25 protein-coding genes are annotated in these 22511 nt (G+C 62.3%); 22 read left to right on the top strand and 3 right to left on the bottom strand.

The features are described 5' to 3' along the window. Positions 1-24: 24 nt before the first annotated feature. The 18 genes from FQ755_RS09295 to FQ755_RS09205 all read left to right on the top strand — a co-directional run bounded on the left by FQ755_RS09295 (position 25) and on the right by FQ755_RS09205 (position 17775). A complete protein-coding gene (locus FQ755_RS09295; RefSeq protein WP_144153371.1) occupies positions 25-249 on the top strand; it encodes a hypothetical protein in 225 nt (74 codons plus the stop codon). A 155-nt stretch (positions 250-404) separates the two neighbouring features. Next, positions 405-905, top strand: coding sequence for a hypothetical protein (locus FQ755_RS09290; protein ID WP_144153369.1), 501 nt, complete (start codon positions 405-407; stop codon positions 903-905). After that, positions 902-2116, top strand: a complete 1215-nt coding sequence (gene traW / locus FQ755_RS09285; protein ID WP_144153367.1) for a conjugal transfer protein TraW — start codon at positions 902-904, stop codon at positions 2114-2116. The genes FQ755_RS09290 and traW overlap by 4 nt, the downstream gene beginning before the upstream one ends. A 58-nt stretch (positions 2117-2174) precedes the next feature. Beyond that, the gene (locus FQ755_RS09280) at positions 2175-2792 is read left to right on the top strand and encodes a hypothetical protein (RefSeq protein WP_144153365.1); all 618 of its coding nucleotides are present in this window, start codon (positions 2175-2177) and stop codon (positions 2790-2792) included. 61 nt (positions 2793-2853) lie between these two features. After that, positions 2854-4002 (top strand): WD40 repeat domain-containing protein, encoded by a 1149-nt coding sequence (locus FQ755_RS37255; protein WP_186308471.1) that lies wholly within the window; start codon positions 2854-2856, stop codon positions 4000-4002. A gap of 27 nt (positions 4003-4029) precedes the next feature. Next, positions 4030-5157 (top strand): hypothetical protein, encoded by a 1128-nt coding sequence (locus FQ755_RS09265; RefSeq protein ID WP_144153359.1) that lies wholly within the window; start codon positions 4030-4032, stop codon positions 5155-5157. A gap of 242 nt (positions 5158-5399) precedes the next feature. Beyond that, positions 5400-6299, top strand: coding sequence for a type IV secretory system conjugative DNA transfer family protein (locus tag FQ755_RS09260; protein ID WP_144153357.1), 900 nt, complete (start codon positions 5400-5402; stop codon positions 6297-6299). A gap of 92 nt (positions 6300-6391) precedes the next feature. Next, on the top strand, positions 6392-7198 hold the full coding sequence (locus tag FQ755_RS37250; protein ID WP_186308470.1) for a TcpQ domain-containing protein: 807 nt from the start codon (positions 6392-6394) through the stop codon (positions 7196-7198). Continuing rightward, on the top strand, positions 7195-8886 hold the full coding sequence (locus FQ755_RS09250) for a secretin N-terminal domain-containing protein (RefSeq protein WP_144153355.1): 1692 nt from the start codon (positions 7195-7197) through the stop codon (positions 8884-8886). The genes FQ755_RS37250 and FQ755_RS09250 overlap by 4 nt, the downstream gene beginning before the upstream one ends. 11 nt (positions 8887-8897) lie before the next feature. After that, positions 8898-9440: a type IV pilus biogenesis protein PilP gene (gene pilP, locus FQ755_RS09245; protein ID WP_144153352.1), complete on the top strand. Its 543-nt coding sequence runs from the start codon at positions 8898-8900 to the stop codon at positions 9438-9440. A gap of 1 nt (position 9441) precedes the next feature. Then, positions 9442-10728, top strand: a complete 1287-nt coding sequence (gene pilO2 / locus FQ755_RS09240; RefSeq protein ID WP_144153350.1) for a type 4b pilus protein PilO2 — start codon at positions 9442-9444, stop codon at positions 10726-10728. Then, a complete protein-coding gene (locus FQ755_RS09235) occupies positions 10728-12515 on the top strand; it encodes an ATPase, T2SS/T4P/T4SS family (protein ID WP_186308469.1) in 1788 nt (595 codons plus the stop codon). Before pilO2 ends, FQ755_RS09235 begins: the two co-directional genes overlap by 1 nt. After that, positions 12512-13555: a type II secretion system F family protein gene (locus FQ755_RS09230; RefSeq protein ID WP_144153346.1), complete on the top strand. Its 1044-nt coding sequence runs from the start codon at positions 12512-12514 to the stop codon at positions 13553-13555. Before FQ755_RS09235 ends, FQ755_RS09230 begins: the two co-directional genes overlap by 4 nt. Before the next feature lie 26 nt (positions 13556-13581). Beyond that, positions 13582-14082, top strand: a complete 501-nt coding sequence (locus tag FQ755_RS09225; RefSeq protein WP_144153344.1) for a type 4 pilus major pilin — start codon at positions 13582-13584, stop codon at positions 14080-14082. Between the two features lie 50 nt (positions 14083-14132). Beyond that, on the top strand, positions 14133-15125 hold the full coding sequence (locus FQ755_RS09220; RefSeq protein WP_186308468.1) for an ATPase, T2SS/T4P/T4SS family: 993 nt from the start codon (positions 14133-14135) through the stop codon (positions 15123-15125). Further along, on the top strand, positions 15126-15605 hold the full coding sequence (locus FQ755_RS09215; RefSeq protein ID WP_144153340.1) for a hypothetical protein: 480 nt from the start codon (positions 15126-15128) through the stop codon (positions 15603-15605). It abuts the gene before it with no gap. Positions 15606-15617: 12 nt separating this feature from the next. After that, on the top strand, positions 15618-16916 hold the full coding sequence (gene pilV / locus FQ755_RS09210; protein WP_144153338.1) for a shufflon system plasmid conjugative transfer pilus tip adhesin PilV: 1299 nt from the start codon (positions 15618-15620) through the stop codon (positions 16914-16916). A 10-nt stretch (positions 16917-16926) separates the two neighbouring features. Next, positions 16927-17775, top strand: a complete 849-nt coding sequence (locus tag FQ755_RS09205; RefSeq protein ID WP_144153336.1) for a hypothetical protein — start codon at positions 16927-16929, stop codon at positions 17773-17775. Positions 17776-17887: 112 nt separating this feature from the next. On the opposite strand, the gene icmT is transcribed toward FQ755_RS09205, so the two are convergent. The 3 genes from icmT to FQ755_RS09190 are packed head-to-tail and all read right to left on the bottom strand — an operon-like array spanning position 17888 to position 19680. Continuing rightward, on the bottom strand, positions 17888-18157 hold the full coding sequence (icmT, locus tag FQ755_RS09200) for an IcmT/TraK family protein (protein ID WP_144153334.1): 270 nt from the start codon (positions 18155-18157) through the stop codon (positions 17888-17890). Beyond that, entirely contained in the window at positions 18154-19269 is a 1116-nt protein-coding gene (locus FQ755_RS09195; protein WP_144153332.1) for a type IV pilus twitching motility protein PilT, read from the bottom strand. The genes icmT and FQ755_RS09195 overlap by 4 nt, the downstream gene beginning before the upstream one ends. Before the next feature lie 57 nt (positions 19270-19326). Then, the gene (locus FQ755_RS09190) at positions 19327-19680 is read right to left on the bottom strand and encodes a DotD/TraH family lipoprotein (RefSeq protein WP_186308467.1); all 354 of its coding nucleotides are present in this window, start codon (positions 19678-19680) and stop codon (positions 19327-19329) included. A 524-nt stretch (positions 19681-20204) separates the two neighbouring features. Here FQ755_RS09190 and FQ755_RS09185 point away from each other — a divergent pair. From FQ755_RS09185 to FQ755_RS09170, 4 genes are read left to right on the top strand one after another with little or no spacing between them, the layout of a single operon-like run. Continuing rightward, a complete protein-coding gene (locus tag FQ755_RS09185; protein WP_144153328.1) occupies positions 20205-20570 on the top strand; it encodes a helix-turn-helix domain-containing protein in 366 nt (121 codons plus the stop codon). A gap of 55 nt (positions 20571-20625) precedes the next feature. After that, positions 20626-21246, top strand: coding sequence for a DotI/IcmL family type IV secretion protein (locus FQ755_RS09180; protein WP_186308466.1), 621 nt, complete (start codon positions 20626-20628; stop codon positions 21244-21246). 8 nt (positions 21247-21254) lie between these two features. Next, the gene (locus tag FQ755_RS09175; protein ID WP_144153324.1) at positions 21255-21515 is read left to right on the top strand and encodes a hypothetical protein; all 261 of its coding nucleotides are present in this window, start codon (positions 21255-21257) and stop codon (positions 21513-21515) included. A gap of 10 nt (positions 21516-21525) precedes the next feature. Beyond that, positions 21526-22509: a DotH/IcmK family type IV secretion protein gene (locus FQ755_RS09170; protein WP_144153322.1), complete on the top strand. Its 984-nt coding sequence runs from the start codon at positions 21526-21528 to the stop codon at positions 22507-22509. The last annotated feature ends 2 nt before the right edge of the window (positions 22510-22511 follow it).

Genomic DNA, 22511 nt, shown 5'->3' with positions numbered 1-22511 from the left:
CGTGCATCACACACAGAGGTTTACATGGCATTGGACGACAATATCGACGCAGTGCGCGACCTGCAGAATTCCGGCACTCATGTTGCCCGTTTGCTCGGCTACATGAATATCGGCGTGCTGCCGAGCCGGGAGAATATGACCAACGCGCAGCAATGGCTCTCCAAAGCCTCGGACAAGCTTGAACCGATCCTGCAGGAAGCCGAAGCGAACAAGGCGTCGCCACCGCAGCGTCCGACGTTCAAAGGGTAGTGGCATGTCGCGCATTCGCGCGGTTGGCGGTGAAACGCTGGGATCGTTATTACGTATCATTTAATTGATACAATATTTTATATAAGTGAAATCGCAAACGTTCGCGCCTGCGGCCTGACCGGCGAGCGCTTGCGTGACCCAATGGGGATATCTCGATGGCAATGCGAAACTTGACGAGCATGCTGCTGGCGACGGTGTTTGCCTCGGCGATCGCGCAACCCGTCATGGCGACGTGCACCATGCAGACGCAGATGGCAAATGCGCAGGCGGCCGAGCAGGCGCGGCGTCTTAACAATATCAACACCAACCTGCAGATGCTGGCGTTGCTGAGCCAGTTGCAGAGCGCGTGTCTGCAGGGCTTTCAGTCCATTCCGACGCAGGGTATGCCCGACAGCAGCATAGCGATGGCCGCGCTCAGCAAGATCGAGCAATCGGCGTGTCAGTCTCTGGTCAACCAGGCCCGCTCGACGGCCCAGTCGGCCATGGCCGCCGCACAGGCGCAGGTGCAACAGCAGATCAACAGCGTCGCCGCGAGCGTGATCAACTCCGGCGGCAATTCGGGCATGCTTTCCGGCTCCAGCCGGGCCGCTGTTTCATCGGCGAGCGGCGGGGTCATGTCGGCCATTACGAACAGCTTGTCGAGGCTTTTCCAATGACAAAAAAGCTCGTTTCATGGTTCCTTGTGCTGTGCGGAGCCCTGACCCTGTCGACGACCACCAACGCCTACGCGGATTGCGACGGCTGCGTCGTGGCGTCCGTACAGGCCGCGGCCCAGGAGATTACGACCGCGATCGGATCGCTTGGCTCGACGTTGCTGAATGAGCTCACCGAAATCGACGGTGATATCGGCGGCATTGGCGCCAAACAGGCCGCCACCAGCGCGATGGCCGCGAACACACAACGCGATATGGCAGCGCAGGTGCAGCAGCAGAGCGAAATAGATGCCACGCTGCAGCAGACCGAGTTGCCGCTCGATCCGTGCGCGACGTCAGGCAGCAATTACGCCATGCAGGCGGTTCATAGCGTGAACATGACCGCTTCGAACTACCGGCCAGGCGGCAATGCCACCGTGTCCAGCGCGCCGCTTTCGAAAGCGCTGGGCAGCGTGGCGCCATCCATCGAGGCTTCACGCCGTGCCACCACCTCCATCCACGAGGCGGCGTATTGCAATGCCAACGAAGTGGCGCTCGGCTATCCGGGATGCTCGAGCTCGTCGATGCCGGACGGCGATGCCAACGCCGATTCGCTCTATACCGGCGCCGGCATGCCGGGCAAGGATGTCGACCTGACTTTTACGCCGCAAGAAATCGAAGCCGCGCGCGCCTATGAGCGCATGTCGGTCGATCCCGAACCGCCGCAATACGTCACGAAGGCCGAGGCCAATACGGAAGTCGGCAAGCTCTACATCGCCATGCAAAAAGCCTATCAGGCGAACGTTTCGTCGGCCGAAAACACGCTCAATACGTTGATCGCTGCGCGCGCGCCGTTTCCCGGCAGCGCCCAACTGATCAGCGACATCAACGCGTCGTCGGATTCGGCGGAACAGTATTACAACGCGAATGCCTCGCCTGTTGCCAAAAGCACGGGAACCATGAGTCTTGCCGAACTGGAGGAATTCGAAGCAGGGCGGCGCTGGCGCAACCCGTACTGGCAGATTGAAATGGGCGCCGTCGCCGATCCGACCAAGCTCGCCCGCGAGCAGCTCTACACGACGGCGTTCATGGCCGATATCACCTATCAGAATTTTCAGCGCTCGCAACACATCGAAGTGCTCCTGGGCCAGCTTTTGGCCATGCTGGAACGGACCAGCGAACGTCCGGGTCTCGACGCACAGCTTCAGCGCGTGCATGCCACCAATGCAAAATAAACATGCCACGTAGCGGCGGCTGATTGCGCTGACAAACTAACCTGCGAGGACGCCTTCCATGCCGAACAGCGCCGCGCTGCTGTTGCGCGCCCGCGTCGCGGTTGCGACGTACCATTTCGCCGACGGTCCATTCGGACTGCTGACGGATGCGCTGCGCCTTGCGCGAAAGGCGGGAATCGCGCGAGCCCAGGAAGGCCTAGCGCTCGATGCGCCGTTGCTCGCGCCGACCGACGCTAACGCGGCTTTCGATCACCGGCTGACGGAAGTGCGCGAGGAGTACGAGTATGCCTATCGCACCCACTTACCCGTCGGTGACGAATACTTTTCGTTGTCGGCCCGCAACGGCTGGGTGGAGATACGCAGCCTCGGGCGCGACGGTGCGCGAGGGGAGATCGCGGTGTCGTCGCGCAGCGCCCCCGACATCTTCCGGCTGGTCAGAAGGCGCCCGCAGTCGTATCGGTTCCGGCGGGACTTCATGACGTGGGGCGGCTCGCATTTCATGCGTATGGACGACCCCGCTACCAGCTATTTCAGGCAGCTCTATCTCGAGTCCGGCCATCCTTCGCGAGGCTGCCTGTACTTTGGCAACCCGAGGACCGAGCACTTTCACTTATCGGCTTTTCTGGCGCTCGAGGCTCAGGTGCTGAACATGGCGAGCGGTCCGCCGGGCGGCTGACGGCGCAGCATGCTACGCGGCCACGGTAGCCGTCAATCTGGGATCGACCTTCGAGGAACGAATGAATTTTCGCAAAGCTGCGGCAGCGGCAATGATGGTTATGGGAGTGGCAGGCATGACGGCGAACACGAATGCACAGTCCGGCAACGGCGCGACCGGCAATGCGGCCAGCACGCAGGTAACGACACCGAAGCTGCAGAGAACGATCCGGGTGGGCGGCCTGCTATCGGACCGTCTGATCGTCATGAAGATGAGTTTTAGCCCGGACAGCCGCTATCTGGGCATCGTGACGCGGAATTCCGCCGGCACGACCGACATCGTGGTGTGGGATATGGAGCAGGACCGGCAGCAATCGCGCATTCATTGCAAAGGCGACTTCGACATTACCCCGAGCGACCAGTTGCTTTGGACTCCAGACGGAAAAGCCATCCTGTTTGGTGCGAAGCGGCAATGGGATCCGCTGACGGGCGAGGCTTTGCCGGACAACCCGGTGGTCGGAGGCTCGGCCCGTCTGAACAGGGACGGCAGCCGGCTGTTGACGCTGGCGGGCACGATGGGCGGCCCGACTTACGTCAACCTGTACGACACCAAAATGTGGGCCTTGCAGACGATCGAGGTGGACGGCGTGTACGCCACTGGGGCCGCCTGGACGGCCGACGACAAGATCCTCATTAACGCCATCCCGAACCGGGAAATCGAAAACAAAACGATGGACGGGCATCTCGTACACGACTACGACACGACGCTCAGGCTCATCGATCCTTCCGGAAAGACACCGACGCGGGCCGTGTGGTTCTCGCGCCGACCGACCGGCAACCCGCAGTCGCCTTACACCTATTCGTTTCCGGGCGGCGCGGACGGTCGCACGAACTTCGCGACCAACCAGATATTTCTCGGCACGAGCCAGATCATCGACGGCGCGACGCTCGAGGTGCGCCGCTATCACTCGGGCGCCGCGGCAAATATTGATCCCGGGGCTTTTGGCATGGGCTTTAGTCCCGACGGCAAATGGCTCTATCTGAAGGGCGCGAGTTTCGCCACCGAGGGCTACAAGCCGCTCGAAAACACCATCGTGGATACCGCCTCTGGCAATCCGGTCCTGCAATTCGACGGTGCGATGGGGCATGTCGGCGCTCTTGCCGTGAGCCCGGATGGCCAATCTCTCGCGCTGTCCGAAGCGAATTCGGTGCAGGTCTACAGGCTGCGCTAACGCATTCAACCGTTCAGGAATCCAGCGATGACGCAATCCGCACCATCGGCCACGCTCAACGATGTCTTTACCGCAGCCGTGGCGACCTATGGCGGGGACGATGCCCCGAAACTCGGCAGCCAATGGACCGCGCTGCCGATGGATGACATATCCAGGTTCGATCCGACGTTGAGCGGCGCAATGCAGACGACGGGTTTTTCAGGCCAGGTCAACGTCAACCTCCAGACCGGGGAAATCATCATCGCCGACCGCGGGACGGCCAACCTGAAAAACGTGGCCACTGACGCCGGGGTCGCGGTCGACACGGTGGCCGACTCGCATCTGGTGGCCGAAGCATTCGCCCGTGCGGGTCTGGCTGCCGCGCGCAAGCAGTTGACGCAGGCCGGCGTCGAAATGAGCGCCGTATACACCACCGGTCACTCGCTCGGCGGAGCGGAATCGGAGATGCAGGCGGGCATGCTGAGTCTCGCCGCCGATTCCAGTGGCGTCCCGCTCGTTCCAGCGGGCGTTCCGATCACCAACGTTTCGCTGGACGCTCCGGGCATCGCCGGGCTCGCAAATCGCGGCGATCGCGAGCGTTACACCAGCTATAACTTCTCGTCGCAAGGCGACGTGGTGCATCTCTCGGGCGGCAGCGACCTGAAAGGCACCGCGGACGTGTCCCTGCCGGTGGGACCGCAAATGTGGTCGACAGCCGGACTGATCGCCGGCGGCGCCGCAGCCACAATCGCGGTGCCGGGCATGGGAGCGCTCGCCGGCGGCATCATGCTCACCGATGGGCTGGCCAACGCCGCCGCAGCCCACAAGAGCATGCTGATGTTCAGCGGCGCAGCCGATACCGCGCTGGGCCGCATCCCGATGACGCAGTTCAGTGAAGGCCTGTCGCCCACGCAGTTGCAGGCGCTTTTCCAGGTCAGCCCGACCCAGTACAAGGCGGTCGCCGATGCGGCCGAGGTGGCCGCCGCGTCCGCCGGCTATGCGCCGACCAGCAGCGGGATGAGCAGCTTCAGCCTGTTTGGGCTCGACGCGAACGGCAAGATCGACCCGGAGCTCGCCGACTGCAACGCGAACCATGCCGCTGCGGCCGTCGACGGCTGGATGGAAACGAGCGGCTATAGCCAGCGCCCCCAGCCGCAGCCGAAAGTTTCCCTGTGACGCGAGGCGCCGCCGTCGCAAACCCATGTGTCATGAATCCTTCTTCAGACGCGCTCCGTTAGTCCGTATGATTGCACACATACGTAGCAATCTGTTGCGTCGTCCTTGTTCCGTATGATAACCTTCATACGAAATTTGACGGCTTGCTGAACCTTTCTTGCCGAACCTTTAATAGATCAGTTGATGGATCGACACATGCGCCTTATCCGCCCTGATGACCAGCCGTATCCGGCCCTGTTACCGTGAAATTCAGGCCGGCGCCCCTCCTGCTTGCCTGCGCAGCGGCCTCGACCATGGCCGCGTGTGCGCTCGCCCGCGCGGATACCGCCGATACCTCGGCCATGTCGGTCAACGACATCGCCAATCTGTCGGTGGACACGGTTCCGGCCGCGGCGGCGATCACGCCCATTCGCGCCAACGAGTTGCAGGAAGCCGCGCTGCCGCTCGGCAGCCACAAGGGCCTGGCCGACCGTTCCGCGCAATTGCTTGCGGAACTGGAGGCGCGTGCGGGCCGGCTCGATACGATGTACCGGTTCGGCGCGCTGGTCACCCGCAACGGCATGTTGCCGCCCGTCATCACCGAAGCGCGCGATGCGGTGGAGGCCACCACCGACCAGATCCGTACCGCGGACTCCATGTACCGGATTGTGGTGCCATCGCGCTTCGTGACCGTCCCGCCCAGCTGGCGCGATTACCTTTTTATAGGACTGCGTATCAAGGCCCAGACCGATCAGTTGCCGTTTTCCGCGGTTTTGCCGAAGACGTCCGCTGAGCGCGAATATTGGAAAGAGCAGGTCATGCTGGGCTATACGCAGGGCGAGGCACTGGCCGACCAGATTCTGCAGACCAACCTCGCGCGCCTGAATCGCGACTACACCGGAATGCTTCGCTATTCGGAGCTGCTCAACAAGGGCATGGTCTCGGAGCCGTCGGTGGCGGTCGCGCCGCGTGTCGTCTCCGGCGACCGCAACCATATCGACGTGGGCGACACGCTGTATCGCGTGACGGATCACGGCGGCTTCGTCACCGACCCGAACCAATGGCAGGCCACCGTGGCCCCGGCGGATCGCGCGGCGCAGCCGGCCGCACCGCCCGCTGCGCAAGCACAGCCTGGGGCTCAGCCGCACGAGGGGGCGCAATGAGGCCTGGCAATTCGCCGCACATGACGCGGCAAGGTGATCCACGCGCATGCCTGGCGGCGTCACCGCAGACATTACGAATGAGAGGGTGCGAGATGCACAAGAGGATGATCGTCGCCGTCCTGACGGCTGCGGGTCTTGGGACGGGATGTGTGTCAAGCGCATACGCCGGGTTTGTCAACGAAACCCAGCCGGCGGTTGCCGCGCCGGCATCCGCAGCGTCGGCTCCGGTGCCCGCGATTGCCGTGCAGCCGCTCGTCGACGACCTGCCGGTTTCGACCGGCCGCAAGGTGACGCAGATCGGCTACCGGCCTTCGGACGACTACGTGCCGCGCGGCAAAGGGCGCGACATTGCGCTGGCGGACATGCTGCCGGTTATCGCACCGAAGGACTTTCGCATCGAGATGGGCGACGTCGATCGCTCGCAACGCGTGTCCTGGAGCGGCGGGCTCCCCTGGGACACGGTGCTGACGAACGCAATCGGCCCGTTGGCGGAGGTGCACGCAACCATCGACTGGAGCCAGCGCGTGGTGTCCCTGCACCACGGCGGTCCGTCGCCGGCGCTCGCCGCCACGGTGGTCAACCGGAGCGCCGCCACAAGCGGCACTGGCGGTGCGTCTGCCGGTCAGGTTGCGGCGCTCGCGCCGTTCGAACTGGTCGGCGGACAGTCGCTCGAAATCCAGTTGATGGCCTGGGCGAAGCGAGCCGGTTGGGCGGTGAGCTGGAACACGCCGGACGATTTCGTTCCTCCGCACGATTCGTCGTGGGGCACGGACTTCCAGAGCGCCGTCACAAACGTGTTCGAGCAGCTCGCCGCGAATGGGGCCGACGTACACGCCGACATCTGGAAAGGCAAAGGGGATAACACCGTGGTGGTCGATAAACCGGGGGCAGGCCAATGAAGTTTCCATTTCATCAATCGATTCTGGCCATCGCCGTCGCAGTGACGTTTGCGAGCCTCGCGGGTTGTGGCGTGGAAGAGGTGTATCACGAGCAGGATGCACTTACTGCAGACGCAAAAAGCCAGGTCGAGACGCAGGTCAAGAGCCGTCCGACCGTGCAGGTGCACGAGGGCGCATGGCTGATGGGCGAAAAGATCCAGGCAACGCGGCCCGAGCCGGAGATCTACGACAAGCAGGTCGTGTTCAATCACCCCGAAGGCATGAGCCTGCCGGAAGTGGCGCTGTGGATCACTGAAAACGTCGGCGTACGCGCCGTGGTCGATGCTTCGGTGGCGGCCGCAGGCCCCGCGACGGCCGCCATGGCGATCCCGATGTCCGCCCGCAGCACCTTGCCGTCGCCGGCCTTCGGTTTGCCCGGCGCGGCGTCGCTGCCGGCGTTGCCCCTCGCGGGTGGCGCAGGGTTCGGCGCCCAGCCGGGCTCGCCGCTACGGTTTTATACCGGGGCTTTTCGCGGCTTCCTCGATCAGGCCGACGCCCACTACAACGTGTGGTCCCGTTATAAGGACGGAGTGGTGACGTTTTACACCACGGAGACGCGCACCTTCCAGTTGCCGAGCATCGCCGATACGGCTTCGATGAACGGGTCGATTTCGACCGGCGACTCGGCCTCGGGTTCGTCGCAAGGATCGTCCGGAGCGGGAACGGCGACCGCCGGTTCTGCGCAGAGTACAAGCTCGGGCAGCTCCGGTTCGTCGGGCAGCGGCGGTCAGACCATCACCCTCGGCGTGCAGGTCACGCCGTGGCAAAACCTCGAACGCACCGCCAACGCCATTGCTGGCTGCAAGGATTGCGTGGTCGGCGACAAGGACCTGGGGGTGCTGACCGTGACGGGCACGCCGGTGCAATGCGACCGTCTGGAGAACTGGGTCAAGAATCTCGATTCCATGTACGGAAAGCAGGTCGCGATCGACGTGCATGTCTATCAGATCCAGGAAACACTTGAACACAACTACGGCATCAACCTGTCGTTGGGATACAAGAGTTCGGGTGGCCATACCGGCGTGACGATGACCGGCGCAGCGGCGCCTCTCGTCACCAGCACCTCGACGCCGATGACATTCGGCGCATCCATCCTCGGCGGCTCGCTAAGCGGCTCCAGCGCAGCGGTGCAGGCATTGGCGACGCTCGGCAATGTCTCGCAGCTGATTTCCCGCTCCGGGGTCACGCAAAACGGCAAGCTGCTCGCGTTGCAGGCGGCCAAGCAGGAAGGTTACGTCGCGTCCACGCAGAGCACGCTGACGGCGAGCGTGGGGTCGTCCACTACCATGCAGACCGCGACACTGGTGCCGGGGTTCACCAGCAGCTTTCTGCCGAAGGTTATCGACGGCCGCATCCTGATCGATTTCGACATGACGTTGTCGGACCTCCTGAGTCTGCAAACCTTCACGAGCGGCAGCGGATCAAGTGCATCGAGCGTGCAGCTTCCCACCTTGCAGGTCACCCGCTTCGAGCAGAGCGTCAGCCTCAAGCCCGGCGAGACGCTGATTCTGACCGGCATGCGCCAGCAGAACACGAGTACGACCAATAACGGCGTCGGCAGTCCTTACATTCCTCTGCTTGGCGGCGGCGTGGATGCGCAGAAGGGCGACACGGTCATCGCGGTGGTGATCTCGGCGCGGTTGCTGTGAAGGAGAACGAAATGAAACGGAAGACGACGTTTTTTATGCTGGTCTCGCTGCCGGTGGCGGCGCTGGCAGCGGCGCCGGACGCAGCGGTGCCCGGCGCGAATGTACCGGCGGCCACGGGTATTCCCGCGGCTGCCCCGGCCACGGCCGTGATTAACGCGCCGGCGCCAATGACTGCCTCCGAGCGGCTTGCGGACCTGCAGGCACAGATTCCGCTGCTGCAGGCACAGGACCAGATCGCCAAGCTGAAGCACGATATTGCGGTCAATGAAGGGAACGCTCAGATGGGCGCACCGGGCAGCATGCTGCCTCCGCTTGGCGCGGCCGTAGCGCCGGCATTGCCGGTGGTCTCGCAGAAAGCACCGGCGCGCGCCCCCATTCGTGCTGTCGCCGTCAACGCCTTCGACGGGCGCTATAGCGCGGTGCTCGATGTCGATGGCAGAACCATGACGGTGCGCATCGGCGACTCCGTCGCCGACGGCTGGAGGGTGTCAGTCATCACCGAGGCGAGCGTGACGCTCGCGAACGGCAAGCAGGTCCGGATTCTGAAGGTCTGACGTGGCCGAGATCGTTACTCTTCCTGGTATCAGCACGCCGTTTGCCGCCGGTCTTTCATGGCGGCACGAAGATACCCGTCCGCGGCCCAAGGCGCTGCGTGCGCTTTCATTGGAGAAGGGCCGCTGGGGCCTCGTGCGCGAAACCAGCGCGGGCACCATCCAGGCCGGCTTCTGCAAGCCGATCAATGGCGTGACGTCCGCGGCGCGGATCAGATCGCTGGCCGCGCTGGTCGCGGACCAGCACCCGCAACCGTGGATGGGGCGTTACCGGCTCTCGGAGAACCGCTACTGGTACGTCGCGGTGCGCGACGGCCAGGAAGTCATTCCGGACGGTGACCGGATCGGCACGGCTGCCGAGATAGAGCGCATTCGCGACGAGCACCTCGGCCTCGGCGAATGGACCAGCGATCTCGAAGGCACGATCGACGACCTCGCGGAAATGGCCCGCACGCGCACGCGCAAGCTCGCCTTGTCCGATTTGCAGCGGCAGCTCTGGATTCCGGTGACGATGGTCTCGGCAGCGCTGCTTGTGATCGCCGCGGCGTCTGCCGGCGTCGTCATTCATAACGACCGTGTCGAGGCCGCGCGGAAAAAGGCGGACGAAGAGAACCGGCGCGCGCTCGCCGCCGCGCAGCGCGCCCAGCGCGTGGCGCGATCGAGAGTCTTTCCCTGGACCCAGCAGCCGATGCCTTCGGAGGTGTTCCGTGCCTGCGGATGGGCGTGGCGCGACCAGCAACTCGCGGCGGACGGCTGGATGCTCGGCTCGTGGCGCTGTGAGGTCAACGTGAGCGGCGTCCTGATCACAACGGAGTGGGATCGCGCTGGCGGTCTCGCCGCGCGTGCACCCGGAACGCTTGAAGACGGCGGCCAAAAGTCAAACGATTCGACACAACTGCCTCATGTGTTTGCCGAACCGTCGTCGCTGGTTGCTGCGGCTCAGCCGGCGCTCAGGGCAATCTGGTCATTCGCACAACTTAACGGATTGGCCCTGACCATGGCCCCGGTCGCGGTCAAACCCGTCCTGCCTGGTCTGACACAAGATGAACCGGCCGCGGATCCTTGGACCACCTCACAACCGGTCTTCACGCTGATTGCGCCGCCGTGGCAATCGTCCCTGCAGGGGTTCGATTCCGTTCCGGGGCTACGCGTCCGGAATATCTACTGGTCAGAAAACTCGCAGCAATGGAAGGTCGACGCAACGCTCTACGCGCTGCGCGCGGATGCCGTGCCCGTGAACCATCCGGGTGCGACGGACCCGGCCAAACCGCTTTCAGGAGGGCACGCGTAATGGGCTTTGCCGAAAAGTTTCGCAAGGGCGTCGTGCCCGATTCGGAATCGGGAGTTCTCGTCGCCACCGAAACGCGCCCAGCCATCGAGCCGGGTCCACTACCCGCACCGCCGAACGGGATTTTGCCGCACGTGGTCTACCCCGCGGCGATGGCCCGGCCGTTTGGACGTGTCGCGATCGATCTGGGCTTTTTGACGCCCGAGCAGGTCAGGGCGTTGCTTGACCCGAGGGAAGTCGCCAAGGGCGGCCGGATCGGCGATCGCGCGATCCAGGCGCGCATGCTGACCCAGGATCAGGTCGACGCGATTGTTGGCGTGCAAACGGTTGTCATTCATGTCGATGCCCGTCATGCGGGCAATCCGAAGTTCCTGACATGGCTTGAAGATCTCAAGCGAAGACACGTCGTCGCGGAGGTTCGCCGCGTTTCGGCGCAGGATCTGGAAACCGTTCGCGAAGCGGAAAAGGCCGGCGGCGTAGCCGACGATACCGACCTCGTGACGCTCACGAAGGCGCGCCGCATCGTTGTCGACGCGGCGGCCATGGGGGCGAGCGACATTCACGTGCTCGTGCGCGAAAAGCATGCCGAAGTTCAGTTGCGCGTGAAGGGCGACCTGATGGTCGCGCACAAGCTGAACATGCGCCGCGACGAAGGCGAGGCGCTAGTCCGCTCCATCTACACCGGTCTCGCGACCATCAAGGAACCGGTCTACAACCCGCTCAGCTTTCAGGACGGACAGATCAGCGGCGAAGCGTTGCCGGGGACGAATGTGTCCAGTGTGCGTCTGATTCGAGGGCCGTCCTACCCCGAGGAAGCGGGCGGCGGCTTTCTAGTCGCGCGGATGCAATACCACCGGCACAAAAAGGAAATCCGCGCACCGGGCCGGAGCATGGAACTGTCCGTGCCCGAACGGCCCGAAGGCGAGTTCGGCGTGGCGGGCTTCACCCCGTTGCAGCGGGAACTCAGCGAATATCTGGTGCGCATTCCAATGGGCGTCGTGCTCGTCACGGGGCCCACGGGGAGCGGCAAAACCACCACGCTTCACGAGTACATGGAGCACCAGGCGCGACTGTTCCCGCATCTGCGGCAGGTGACGATCGAGGAGCCGGTCGAGTACCCGAAGGAATGGGCCGTTCAGCTGTCGGCGGCGAAAAACTTCCTTGACAAGTTACATAAGGCGCTGCGGATGGACCCGGACATCATTCTGATGGGCGAAATTCGCAAAGCCGAGGAAGCACTGGCGACGCTGGAAGCGGCCATGACCGGCCACCTCGTATGGACGACCGTGCACGTCACGGATCTGTACCGGACGATCCGCCGCATCGAGATGATGGATCACCAGCGGCTTTCGCTGCCTACGCTATGCGACCACGAGTTGATCGTCGGCCTGATGGCGCAGCGCATCGTGCAGACGCTGTGCGTCGCCTGCCGGGTGCCGCTCGAAGACGCGCCGGACTCGGTGCCGGTCTTCATGATGGAGCGCCTCAGGTCATGGGCGAAAAACGGCGACCTCAGCCCTGTGTTTCTGCGCGGTCCGGGTTGCGAATGTTGCGGATTCCAGGGCATTACCGACCGGCAGGCAGTAGCGGAACTGGTGGTGACCACCGAAGAATTCATGAGCGATTACCAGCGCGACGTGCTCCTTGCGCGGCGCAATCATCGGCTAAAAAAAGGCTCTGACAAATCCATGCTGGCCAACGCCATGGATCTGGTCTTCGCCGGCAAGGTGGACCCGCGCGACGTTCATGGCAAGGTCCACCCACTCGAGTATCTTGAGGAGGGCGTATGACAGCCGGTCTTTCATGGAACGTGCGGCGGCGTCTTTATCAACAGGCGTCGAACCAGATCGAAAATGGCCTGGCGATCACGCAGGTACTCGGCGATTTCCGCGACCGGCTGCAGCGGCGCAGGAGAAAAAAAGCCGCGCTGGCGGCGCACGAAATCTATCGCAAGGTGCGCGACGGCGAAACATTGCGTGACGCGATGGGTCCGGCGCTGCCCGACCTCGAAAGCAGCGTGCTCGCCTCGGGAGAGAAGGCCGGTCAGTTGCCGGCTGCCATGCGCCTTGTCGTGGACGTGCGCGACCGCACCACGCGCATGCAGCGTCATCTGTTCGGCAGTTTCTTTTCGCCGCTGATCTATCTGATCGCTTTCTATTCCGTCCTCTTCACGATCGGCTACTCGATCGTGCCGCAGTTTACGGAGAACGTGCCGGTCGAAAAGTGGAAGGGCTGGGCCTACGTGCTGTACGTAATGGGACAGGCGGCGGTCGGCTGGGAAGCGCCCCTGGTGTTCGGCGGTGCGCTCGTTGCCACGGCTGTTGCGTGCTGGTCGCTGCGCCGCTGGACCGGGGCCGGCCGGCTGTTTTGCGACCGGCACGTCTTTCCCTTTACGGTCTATCGCGAAGTGACCGGCTTCGCATGGCTTCTTTCGTTTGCGGCGCTGCTTAAGGCCGGCGTTGCCGATACGGAGGCGCTCAAGAGTCAGATTATCAGCGCCTCGCCCTGGCTTGGCTCGCGCCTGACGCCGGTCGCGGCGGGGTTGCGAGACGGTTTCAATCTGGCGTCGGCCATGCGCCGCTCGGGATTCGAGTTTCCGTCGGTCGACCTGATCGAGGAAATCGACGCCTATGTCGCCTTTCCCAACTTCGCGGACGTGATCGAAAAAGTCGCGAAGGAATACGCCGAGTCGCTGGAGCGCCGGATTCTCAGGCGAGGCATGGCGATTTCATTTGTATTCCTTCTGCTGATGTACTTCGCGTTTGCCGTGGTGCAGCTTGGCTCCAACTCGCTGTCGGCGTTGTTTGCAACCACGATGGGTTCTTACTGAGTCACTTTTAATATTGGGAGATTTTCATGGATTCGATGCTGGGCCGGATTGTTGCGACCGTTCTTACACTCATGGCGATCGGCGCGGCCGTGGTCTACATACACGGCGGATTCTCGTGGAACAAGAATGCCACCATTACCAGCGACGTCACCTGGGTCGTGACCAATGCGCGTACCCAGTTTTCGCAGAACAGTAATGGCTATACCAACTTCACCAATGCCAACCTGACCGCCATGACCAATGCCGGCGTTTTTCCTCCGGACATGGTGCGTAACGGAACGCTTGTCGACGCATGGGGTAACACCGTGACGGTGAGCAGCGCCGGCAACGCATCTGAAGGTGTGGTCGCATTCGGCGGCGGCGGTTCCGAAAGCGTCGAGCAGTGCTCCAACGTCGTGACGACACTCAGGGACTACGTCAGCCTGCAGGTGGGCGGCACCAGCTTCACCCAGGCCTCATTGCCGGATTCGGTGGCGGCCGGTAACGCCTGCGCCAATGGACTGGGCATTACGCTTACCTTCCAGTAATGGATATCACCGCCGTGCAGTCGACGCAATCAAACTTTGCCGGAGGCGTGATGCTGGACGTCGAAGCATATGAGGCCTCCTACCTGAAAGCCATGTCGTTCTCCGACCTCTATCTCGAGCCGGATGGGCAAGCGTGGTACAAGACCAGCCCGTCCGACCGTGAGCGGCACGCGCTCGAATCCGGCGCGCTCGAAGAAGCAAAGTCTTTGCGCGAACATCTGCAGATTCATACCACAGGGCTGGACTTCCGGACCGAATGGCACGGCGTCTCGTTGCGCGTACAGCGTATTGAAACACTCGACGGCGATGTGTACGTCGGCCGCCGCCTGCTGCCGCATCCAATTGCATGGGACGCACTCGGTTACCCGCAGCGGCTGAGCGATCAACTGATGTCGGAGACGTTCTCGAAGGGTGGCCTCGTGCTGTTTAGCGGCGGCACGGGGGCCGGCAAATCGATGTCCCAGGCATCGTGGCTGGTTCAGCGGCTCTGCAAATTCGGCGGCACCGGCTGGACCATCGAGAATCCCGTCGAGATCGTCCTGCAGGGCAAGCACGGTTCCGGAAAGGTGGTCGGCACCTGCTATCAGACCGAAATCCGCAACGACGCGGAATTTGGGCCGGAGATCCATCGTCTGCTGCGCGCGGCTCCCAACATGATCATGCTGGGGGAGATCCGTACCCGCGACGCGGTCGCCCAGGCGATCATCGCGGGCACCAGCGGCCACCTCGTGTCCGCCACCATCCATGCGAACAACGTGGCGACCGCGCTCGAGCGCACCAAGAACATGATGCGGGAGTCGGGACTCGACACGTCCATGATGGCCGACGCCCTGTCCGCCGTCATTCACCAGCGGCTAACGCTCACCAGTTCACCCACCGGCGAGCGGAGGATCATGCTGACGGTCACCCCGCTGATCATTGCGGGCGCGCAGAACGAAACGTCGATCCGTGTGCACTTGCGCAAGGGCGATTTCTCGTTGCTGACGTCGGAGATCGAACGCCAGAAGCGCCTGATCTGGGTGAACGACGGGGGGCCGATCTGAATGGGCTTCGCGATACTGCCATTGATTGTTCTGCTGTTTTTTATCGGCATCGAAGCGCAGACGGGCCAGCTCGCACTTGCCGTTTCAGGTGCCGGGTTGGGCGGCCGTATGAGCAATATGGCGGCGGTCGACGCCCAGCAGGCGGAAGTTTTCGATACGGCCTGCGAGAGCGCGGCGCTGGCGTCGCCGGGCCTGATCAGCGCGAGCATCGTCGTCGTGCCGCCGCCCGGCGTGCTGATTCCGGCCGGCGCCGTGTGCATGACCAACTCCGCAGGAGGCGGCGTGCGCAACGTGTACTCATATACGCCTGCGGTGCCCGGCGAGGCCGGCCAACTCAGCGCGGATACCCAGCAAAGCGCGGTCTGGTATCAGGTGAAGACGCAAGGCCAGGCGGTCAGTGTCGACACCGGTCTCGCCTCTGCGGTCCCGGCCACGATCCCTGCTCATTCGCTCCTGTCGTGGATGCAGGTCAATCCTTAAGGAACCCGAAACATGGATGCGATCCTGGGGTACATCGTCGCGCTTACGCTATCGATGCTCGGCGTGGCCGGCTTCATTCCGTGGGCAAAGATGGGTGTCACAAATGTGCAGACGGCCGCTATCGCGGGTCAGCAACTGATCGTCGACAAGGCGGCGCAGTTTTACGTGCAGGACAACGCGGCCGCCATCGCGGCGCTCGCTACGCCCACCACGCCTGTGACAATTACCGTAGCCATGCTTACGGCAGCGAACTATCTTCCCGTTGGTTTCTCGACGACGAATGCATATGGACAGACGTGGGAGGCTCAGGTGCTGCAGCCCACGCCGGGCGAACTGCAAACGCTCGTGACCTCGCAGGGCGGCCGGGCAATCAGCAACATGCAGCAATTGGTGCAGATCGCGGCGCAGGCGGGCGCGCAGGGCGGATTCGTCCCCTACGCGAACCAGGCCGGCGACGCGACCATGACGCCTACCAATGCGTATGGCGCGTATGGCGGATGGAAGATCCCGCTCACCGGATATACCAGTCCAGGAAGCGGCCATCTGGCCTCGTTGCTTGCGTTCACCGGATCGCAGGCGAACGGCAATTACCTTTACCGCGTGTCCGTGCCGGGTCAGCCGCAGTTGAACAACATGCAAACCGACCTCGGGCTGACCGATACGGGCGGGGCGGCGCATAACATCACCGGGATCAACACCGCCACGGCGACGACGTTTTCAGCAAACGGCGGCGGCCAACTCGATACGGATCAGGGCGGCTCGCTCGAACTCGGCGGTAACAGCACGACTGCGGGCACTGGCACGCCCTACATCGATTTTCACCAGGCGGGGCAGGGCGTTCAGCCCTTCAATGTACGCATGCAGAACGATGCCAACAACCATCTGACCATTAGCGGCGCGAGCACGAACGGAGCGGCCCTTCAGGTTAACGGAACGCTTCAGTTGGCGAATATCGCAGCCAACGGTGCAGCCTGCTCATCCAATGGTCTGCTGGCCGCCAATTCGGACGGCACCGGACAGATGTTCTCGTGCGTGCGCGGAGCATGGGCGCCTATCGGCGGTTCGTGGGTTCGCATGAATGAGTACACGGTATCGAATGGAGGGACGGTCCCAGTGCCGACCTGTTCTGCCCCCGGTGTCCCCAAGATCGAGCTGGCCGCAGCGACCTTTCAGGTGGACGACACTGCCATCGTCAATATGACCGCATCGCTGAGCGGGTCGAACTGGTCGATCTCGATCGTCGACGGTAACACGCCAACCCCTAGCCCGGTGGCAGGCGAGGCCCTTGCCGAAACGTATTGTGAATTCTAGGAGAAAAACGATGAAACGATGGAAATTCATGCTCGCTGTCATGACCTTTGTGACAGGTTTATTCGCCGCTCACCCGGCCTTTTCTCAGTCGGTGGCCGGATGCGGGGCAGGCAATCAGGACTCGACGTGCCTTGTCCACGTGACGGGCGCGCCGCAAACGCCGCCGACGTGTCCAAGCGGCCCAGGCTACCCTGCCAGCCCTGCGGCGGTCTGGCTTGGTTCGCACTACTCAACGCCGGCCTGCAGCAGTTATCAGCCGCCGCCGACATGTCCCAGCGGCTATTCGCAATCAGCGGCGCCGAGCTGGGATGGTTCGAGCTGGGTAGGAGGTTCGTGCGTGGCGGATATTCCGACCGCGCCTGATGGAAATGCGTATGCGACTTTCTTGGCGTACTGCGGGGTAACATTGCAGCCGAGCTATCTCGGAGCTTCCGGCGGAGTTGACAAACCCTATCCCGTCTCATCGAGTTGCACGACCAATTTTTCGGGGGCGAGTCGTGCCCTTGGGGTGTCGGGTATGCAGTATTGGACCACGCCGAACTCCGTGCTCAATTCTACGAATTCATCGGGCGGGGTCAGTGGCCTGTCGGCCTTTGACCATAGCTATCTGGGTATGGGAATGAACTACACAACCGATAGCTGGCAATTACTGAAGACGACCGGTTCGACCACGTATTACACTATTCCCGCGGGATATGTCGCGGTATTGGGCTTATACGGTGTGTCTGGAGCCACCCCGGCCGAAGGTGTTGCAGAAGGCTTCGTCTTCGCATGCCCGGCATCCTATCCGACCCTCAACATTGCGACATTGGATGCCTACGCCGATACGAACCCGTCCTTGATCGAATGCCAGCCGTAAAGAAATTCCGGCACAAAAAAAGCGCCCCGAGAGGGGCGCCTTTCGCTTTCACCGTTCGTTCGTGAGATACCGCCCGGAAACATCAGCGACATTTCACACGTCACGTCAAGCTTCATTCATAAAACCGCCTGTGATGCCACCACGCCCTCGCGTGCACCACCGACCCGCGCAACGCATGCCGGATCGCACGTAGCAGAACGGGCAGCGTATAGCCCTTCTTCTCCATCACATAGAAACCGATAATCGCCAGCAGCGCGGCGGCAAAGGTCCACGTCCTCGGGTAATAAAGCGCGATCAGGATGGGAAAATAACCGCGTGCGTCGATGCCCAGAATGCGCGGTGTAAGCGATGCGTCGCGCCAGATCGAGCGGCGTACTTTCATTCGTTGGACTCCCCCGCATAGCGTCGGAACGCCTTCTCGTCGATCAACCCACGGTCGCGCAGATCGCGCAAACCGGCCGTCATGTCCTGCTTTTTCTCCGCCACGATCTTACGCAGCAGCGCGCCCCATTGCGTATAGGCCATGTCGCTCATCTGCCGCTTGATCTCGCTGTCGAAATACAGGTGCTCGCGCACTGCTACGCGGTTGCCGTCAAGTGTCGGCACGAGAATCTGCACGATGATCAGGCGCAGCGAACCGAGGATCTTCGAGGCGATCGCCGAATGCTGGTCGGCCGGGAATACCTGAATGGCCCGGCTGATGGTTTCGGAGACGCTTTCCGTGTGCATGGTCCCGTAGGCGCCGTGACCGGTCAGTGCCGCTTCGACCATGGCGCCGATCGTCTCGGCGTCGCGCGCTTCGCCGATGCCGATCAGCGTCGGCTTGCAGCGCATCGCGTTACGGATGCCGCGGGCGAAGCTCGGAATATGCCGGCCAATCTGCATCTGGCGAATCTTCGGGCCTTTGTTCCTGACCTTGGTGAACAGGAATTCGATCGGATCTTCGTAGAGCAGGATCTTCGCGTCGCCATTGTTTTCCGAAACGTCCGCATAGAACGATGACATCAACGTGGTCTTGCCGGAGCCGGTCGGGCCACAGATCAGGACGAGGCCGCGCGGCTGGAACAGGTTCTCGCGAATGCCTGGAGGCAAGCGCATCGAGTCGAGCGAGGGCGGTGTCTCAGGGATGGTTCGCATGGTGATGGACAAGCCATCTTCGGCATCGCCGATCTGCGCTCCCGCGATGTTGACACGATAGCGGCTCGTGTCGCGCTCGATCACGAAGCGATAGGGACGGTCCGCGTCATTGCCGCCCTTGATGACGCCGATCAATTCACTGCCGAACGAGACGGCTAGCAGCGCCTTGATCTCACCATCCTTGATCGTGCGTTCGGTAAGGGCAACCTGACGGCCGCGGATTTCGCCCCAGACGACATCGCCAGTCTGGAACACGATGTCCGACGAGCCGACGTTGCCACAATACGCGAGAAACGCCTGCAGATCGTGCACGCCAAAATTCGCTTCGAGCTTAAAGGGTTCCGGTGTGCCTAGCATGGCGAATCCTTCCCCAATGCCTGGGAAACACTCATCGCGGGCAGGGACATTGTCCGTTTAGATGGCACGGTAGTGAAGCTCCAGCGAATCTGTCTTCAACACCACGTCGGCGCGGCCGCCCAATTGCGTGCCGATGTTTTCGAGTACCTGCACGAAGCTCGTATTCGTCGCATTGATCGAAACCGGCGCGGGCACCGCGCGGCCCATCACGGCGAACCTGAGTCCCTTCGCGTCGGCGATCTTGCGCAAGACCTCGGGCGCATCGCCTTGCCACTCGACGGTCACGAAGTCACCACTGACGACCACCGTGCCGGCTTTGGGCGCCACGGCGGAAATGCCTCCGGCGCGGGAGATCTCCCCAAGCAGGGTATCGATCTTATGGGCCGAGTCGTTCAACTGGGTGTCGAGCATCCGGCCAGTTGGATCGACAGGTGCGGGCTGCGTGACGCAGGCCGCCAGGCTGCAAGCCAACCCCGCAATGACAGCGCGTGTGAGTCGCATAGGTTTTGCTCTATCTGGTCATGTAGCCATACTTCGGCAGTTTTTCTTAATTCTGTATAAAGGTTATCATACGGAATGTCGGCGCTGCAACATGTATCGGATGCCAAGCAACGTGCGCGCCCAGGACGTGTAAGTTTTCCGCACTGCCACGCGTATGCGATGCGGCAGTCTCTTATGCGTTTAGCATTAACGCCGCTTTAACAGAAAAGCACTACGCCTTTAATCCTCAAGTGTTTCGCAAATGTGTCGATATCACGCATGACCGCTTGTGTAGGCGCTTCCTCCCATTCCTCTTTCAAAAAATAAGGCGCGGCATTCTTGCAACTTCGTAACAGAATGCAAACGCGCTTGACTCTAGCGAAATTGCTTGACACGCAAAAATATAGCGCAAATAATTGTGTACCGTTATAACGATATAGAACTAGACCGGCACTATGACCATCGACTCAAAGCCTCTTACGCTGCTCAAAGCGTATCGAATAGCGAACGACCTGGATGCCAACAAGATCTGCGAGATGGCCAGCATTTCGCGCTCCTACCTGACGCGGGTGGAGCAGGGAGCCACACCGAGCGCCGAGATCGCGGCGCGTCTGATAGGGGTTCTAAGCAATGCCGATTGCGTTCGCATGGCACGCCGGGCGAGTTCGCCTACCCGGGTCAAGTCGATCGAGCGGGCGAAACGGCTAGTCGAGCGGGTCAAGACACTGCATGCCGAATTCGCTCAGGAAGGTATCCGGGAAATACATCTTTTATATCCGCAGCGCTATCAGGCAGGAGTGGACGATCGTGGCTGCGCCTAATACTCCATCTGCTGCGCCTTCGCGCGGGCCATTCGATATCCATCCCGCGGTCAGATTGCTTACAGAAACATTCCTCTACAAGTTTAGTTGGCCGAAATTGCTCGGCAGCAACCTGATCCTCGGCGTGGCGCTGCTGATCTCCGTATCCGCCAATGTGGCGCTTGCGTTAAGAAAGGCCGATCCGGTTTATTTCGCCGTCACCGCAGATGGACGGATCACCCGGCTTGCACCGCTTTCGGAGCCGCTCGTGTCGCCGGAGGAAGTGGTCCAGTTCGCGCAGAACTGCGTCACGCGCTCGTTCTCGCTCGATTTCGTGGCCGACCAGTTGCGCAACAAACTCGAATCGCTGCACGACTGTTATACGGACGAGGGTTTCCGTGCGCTGATGGCCGCGTTCGACAAGAGCAATCTGATTACCAAGATCCGTGACGGCCGACTCGTGTCCTCCGCAGTCGCAACCGGCGCGGGCGTGATTACCGCCGTCGATGCGCACGACCCGCGGGGCTACAAGTGGACGGTGCAGCAACCCATTTCGATCACACTTGTGAATCAGACGGAGCGCCGCTCGTACAGCTTCATCATTGAAACGCACATCCAGCGCGTCCCGACTGTCGACAACCCAAAAGGTATTTCGACGACAGCACTTCAGATTATTGGCAACGGTCAAAATAATTAGGTGATGGCATGACTGACGGCTTCAAACCCCTTCCGACAGCAATCGAGATTGCTGAGGAGTCGAAGGACAAAGAGGGCGTACATCCTCTGGCTAGCGTCGAAGGCACGGACTGGCACCACGAGTTCGAACTCATCGATCCCTTCATCGCCTCGCGCGAGGAACTGGAAGACCTTTGGCAGAGCGCGCCCAATCGTCGTGCCCAGGACTGGCTGACCGGCATCATGGATACGCGCAAGATGTACGCGGTTGTCACCGGCAGTCCGTTCTAAGGTGAAATCCATGCGCAGTCTGCTCATCAGAACGCTAGGCCTGTTCGCGCTGCTCGGCGCCGCCCATCTCGCCGACGCGCAAATGGCGCGCCCCGCGGCCGACGCCGGCGATGCAGGAGCGAGCGCCTATGCGGCGGGCGGCGCGGCGTCGAACCCGCGCAGCGCAGCAGGTGGCGTGTATGCGAACCCGAACGCCCCGCAACCGCTTCCGCCGCTCACGCAGGCGGGCGCCAATTACGACGCCGCCGTCAATCTCGTCACGCCACTGACACCCGACCAGATCCGGGCGCTGCGCAAACGCATCGATGCCGCCAAGCGCGCGGCGTCAACCAGTCCGACACGGCCGCCCAAACCGGTGTATTCCGTGCAGACGGTCGATTTGTCGCCCGGCGCGCCACCACCCATTGTTCGTGTGAGCGATCTGGGCTCGGCGGTCACCTTTATCGACGTCACCGGTGCGCCTTGGGACATCGCCGAGGTGGACAACATGGCGAAGGGCCGCTTCGAGGTGCTGCGGCCGGTTCCCGGCGTGCCGACCATCACGATCACGGCGGACGGCACCTATGTGGAAGGCGACGTGGCGATTTTCCTGAAGGGCCTGCCGTTCCCGGTGGTCGTCAAGATGATCGCGGGGCAGCGCGAAACCGACTACCGGCAGGATATCCGCATTCCGCGCCGTGGCCCGAACACCGTCGAGGCGGCGCATGGCGCGCCGGCCATCGATCTGCCGGGCGAAAGCATGCAGTCGATTCTCGACGGCACGCAAACGCCTGGCGCCACGCCAGTTCACATCGAGAACGGGCCGCCGGGAATGACAGCGTGGGCACTCGGCGATCACATCGTACTGCGAACCAATCTGTTTCTAAGCGATCCCGCCTATTACGGCACGGTCACCGGTGCGGACGGCACGCACGTATACGACATTCCGAAAACGCCGGTCGTGACGGTCAGCGACAACGGCATCAGCCGCAACATCATTCTGGATCTGGAGTAAGG

Source organism: Paraburkholderia sp. BCC1885 (assembly GCF_900996235.1).
Taxonomy (GTDB): domain Bacteria; phylum Pseudomonadota; class Gammaproteobacteria; order Burkholderiales; family Burkholderiaceae; genus Paraburkholderia.
This window is presented reverse-complemented; position numbering and strand designations above follow the sequence as displayed.

Coding starts and splice junctions, on each gene's coding strand:
- FQ755_RS09295 (WP_144153371.1), top strand. CDS start 25: ATGGCATTGGACGACAATATCGACGCAGTGCGCGACCTGCAGAATTCC.
- FQ755_RS09290 (WP_144153369.1), top strand. CDS start 405: ATGGCAATGCGAAACTTGACGAGCATGCTGCTGGCGACGGTGTTTGCC.
- traW (WP_144153367.1), top strand. CDS start 902: ATGACAAAAAAGCTCGTTTCATGGTTCCTTGTGCTGTGCGGAGCCCTG.
- FQ755_RS09280 (WP_144153365.1), top strand. CDS start 2,175: ATGCCGAACAGCGCCGCGCTGCTGTTGCGCGCCCGCGTCGCGGTTGCG.
- FQ755_RS37255 (WP_186308471.1), top strand. CDS start 2,854: ATGAATTTTCGCAAAGCTGCGGCAGCGGCAATGATGGTTATGGGAGTG.
- FQ755_RS09265 (WP_144153359.1), top strand. CDS start 4,030: ATGACGCAATCCGCACCATCGGCCACGCTCAACGATGTCTTTACCGCA.
- FQ755_RS37250 (WP_186308470.1), top strand. CDS start 6,392: ATGCACAAGAGGATGATCGTCGCCGTCCTGACGGCTGCGGGTCTTGGG.
- FQ755_RS09250 (WP_144153355.1), top strand. CDS start 7,195: ATGAAGTTTCCATTTCATCAATCGATTCTGGCCATCGCCGTCGCAGTG.
- pilP (WP_144153352.1), top strand. CDS start 8,898: ATGAAACGGAAGACGACGTTTTTTATGCTGGTCTCGCTGCCGGTGGCG.
- FQ755_RS09235 (WP_186308469.1), top strand. CDS start 10,728: ATGGGCTTTGCCGAAAAGTTTCGCAAGGGCGTCGTGCCCGATTCGGAA.
- FQ755_RS09230 (WP_144153346.1), top strand. CDS start 12,512: ATGACAGCCGGTCTTTCATGGAACGTGCGGCGGCGTCTTTATCAACAG.
- FQ755_RS09225 (WP_144153344.1), top strand. CDS start 13,582: ATGGATTCGATGCTGGGCCGGATTGTTGCGACCGTTCTTACACTCATG.
- FQ755_RS09220 (WP_186308468.1), top strand. CDS start 14,133: ATGCTGGACGTCGAAGCATATGAGGCCTCCTACCTGAAAGCCATGTCG.
- FQ755_RS09215 (WP_144153340.1), top strand. CDS start 15,126: ATGGGCTTCGCGATACTGCCATTGATTGTTCTGCTGTTTTTTATCGGC.
- pilV (WP_144153338.1), top strand. CDS start 15,618: ATGGATGCGATCCTGGGGTACATCGTCGCGCTTACGCTATCGATGCTC.
- FQ755_RS09205 (WP_144153336.1), top strand. CDS start 16,927: ATGAAACGATGGAAATTCATGCTCGCTGTCATGACCTTTGTGACAGGT.
- icmT (WP_144153334.1), bottom strand. CDS start 18,157: ATGAAAGTACGCCGCTCGATCTGGCGCGACGCATCGCTTACACCGCGC.
- FQ755_RS09195 (WP_144153332.1), bottom strand. CDS start 19,269: ATGCTAGGCACACCGGAACCCTTTAAGCTCGAAGCGAATTTTGGCGTG.
- FQ755_RS09190 (WP_186308467.1), bottom strand. CDS start 19,680: ATGCTCGACACCCAGTTGAACGACTCGGCCCATAAGATCGATACCCTG.
- FQ755_RS09185 (WP_144153328.1), top strand. CDS start 20,205: ATGACCATCGACTCAAAGCCTCTTACGCTGCTCAAAGCGTATCGAATA.
- FQ755_RS09175 (WP_144153324.1), top strand. CDS start 21,255: ATGACTGACGGCTTCAAACCCCTTCCGACAGCAATCGAGATTGCTGAG.
- FQ755_RS09170 (WP_144153322.1), top strand. CDS start 21,526: ATGCGCAGTCTGCTCATCAGAACGCTAGGCCTGTTCGCGCTGCTCGGC.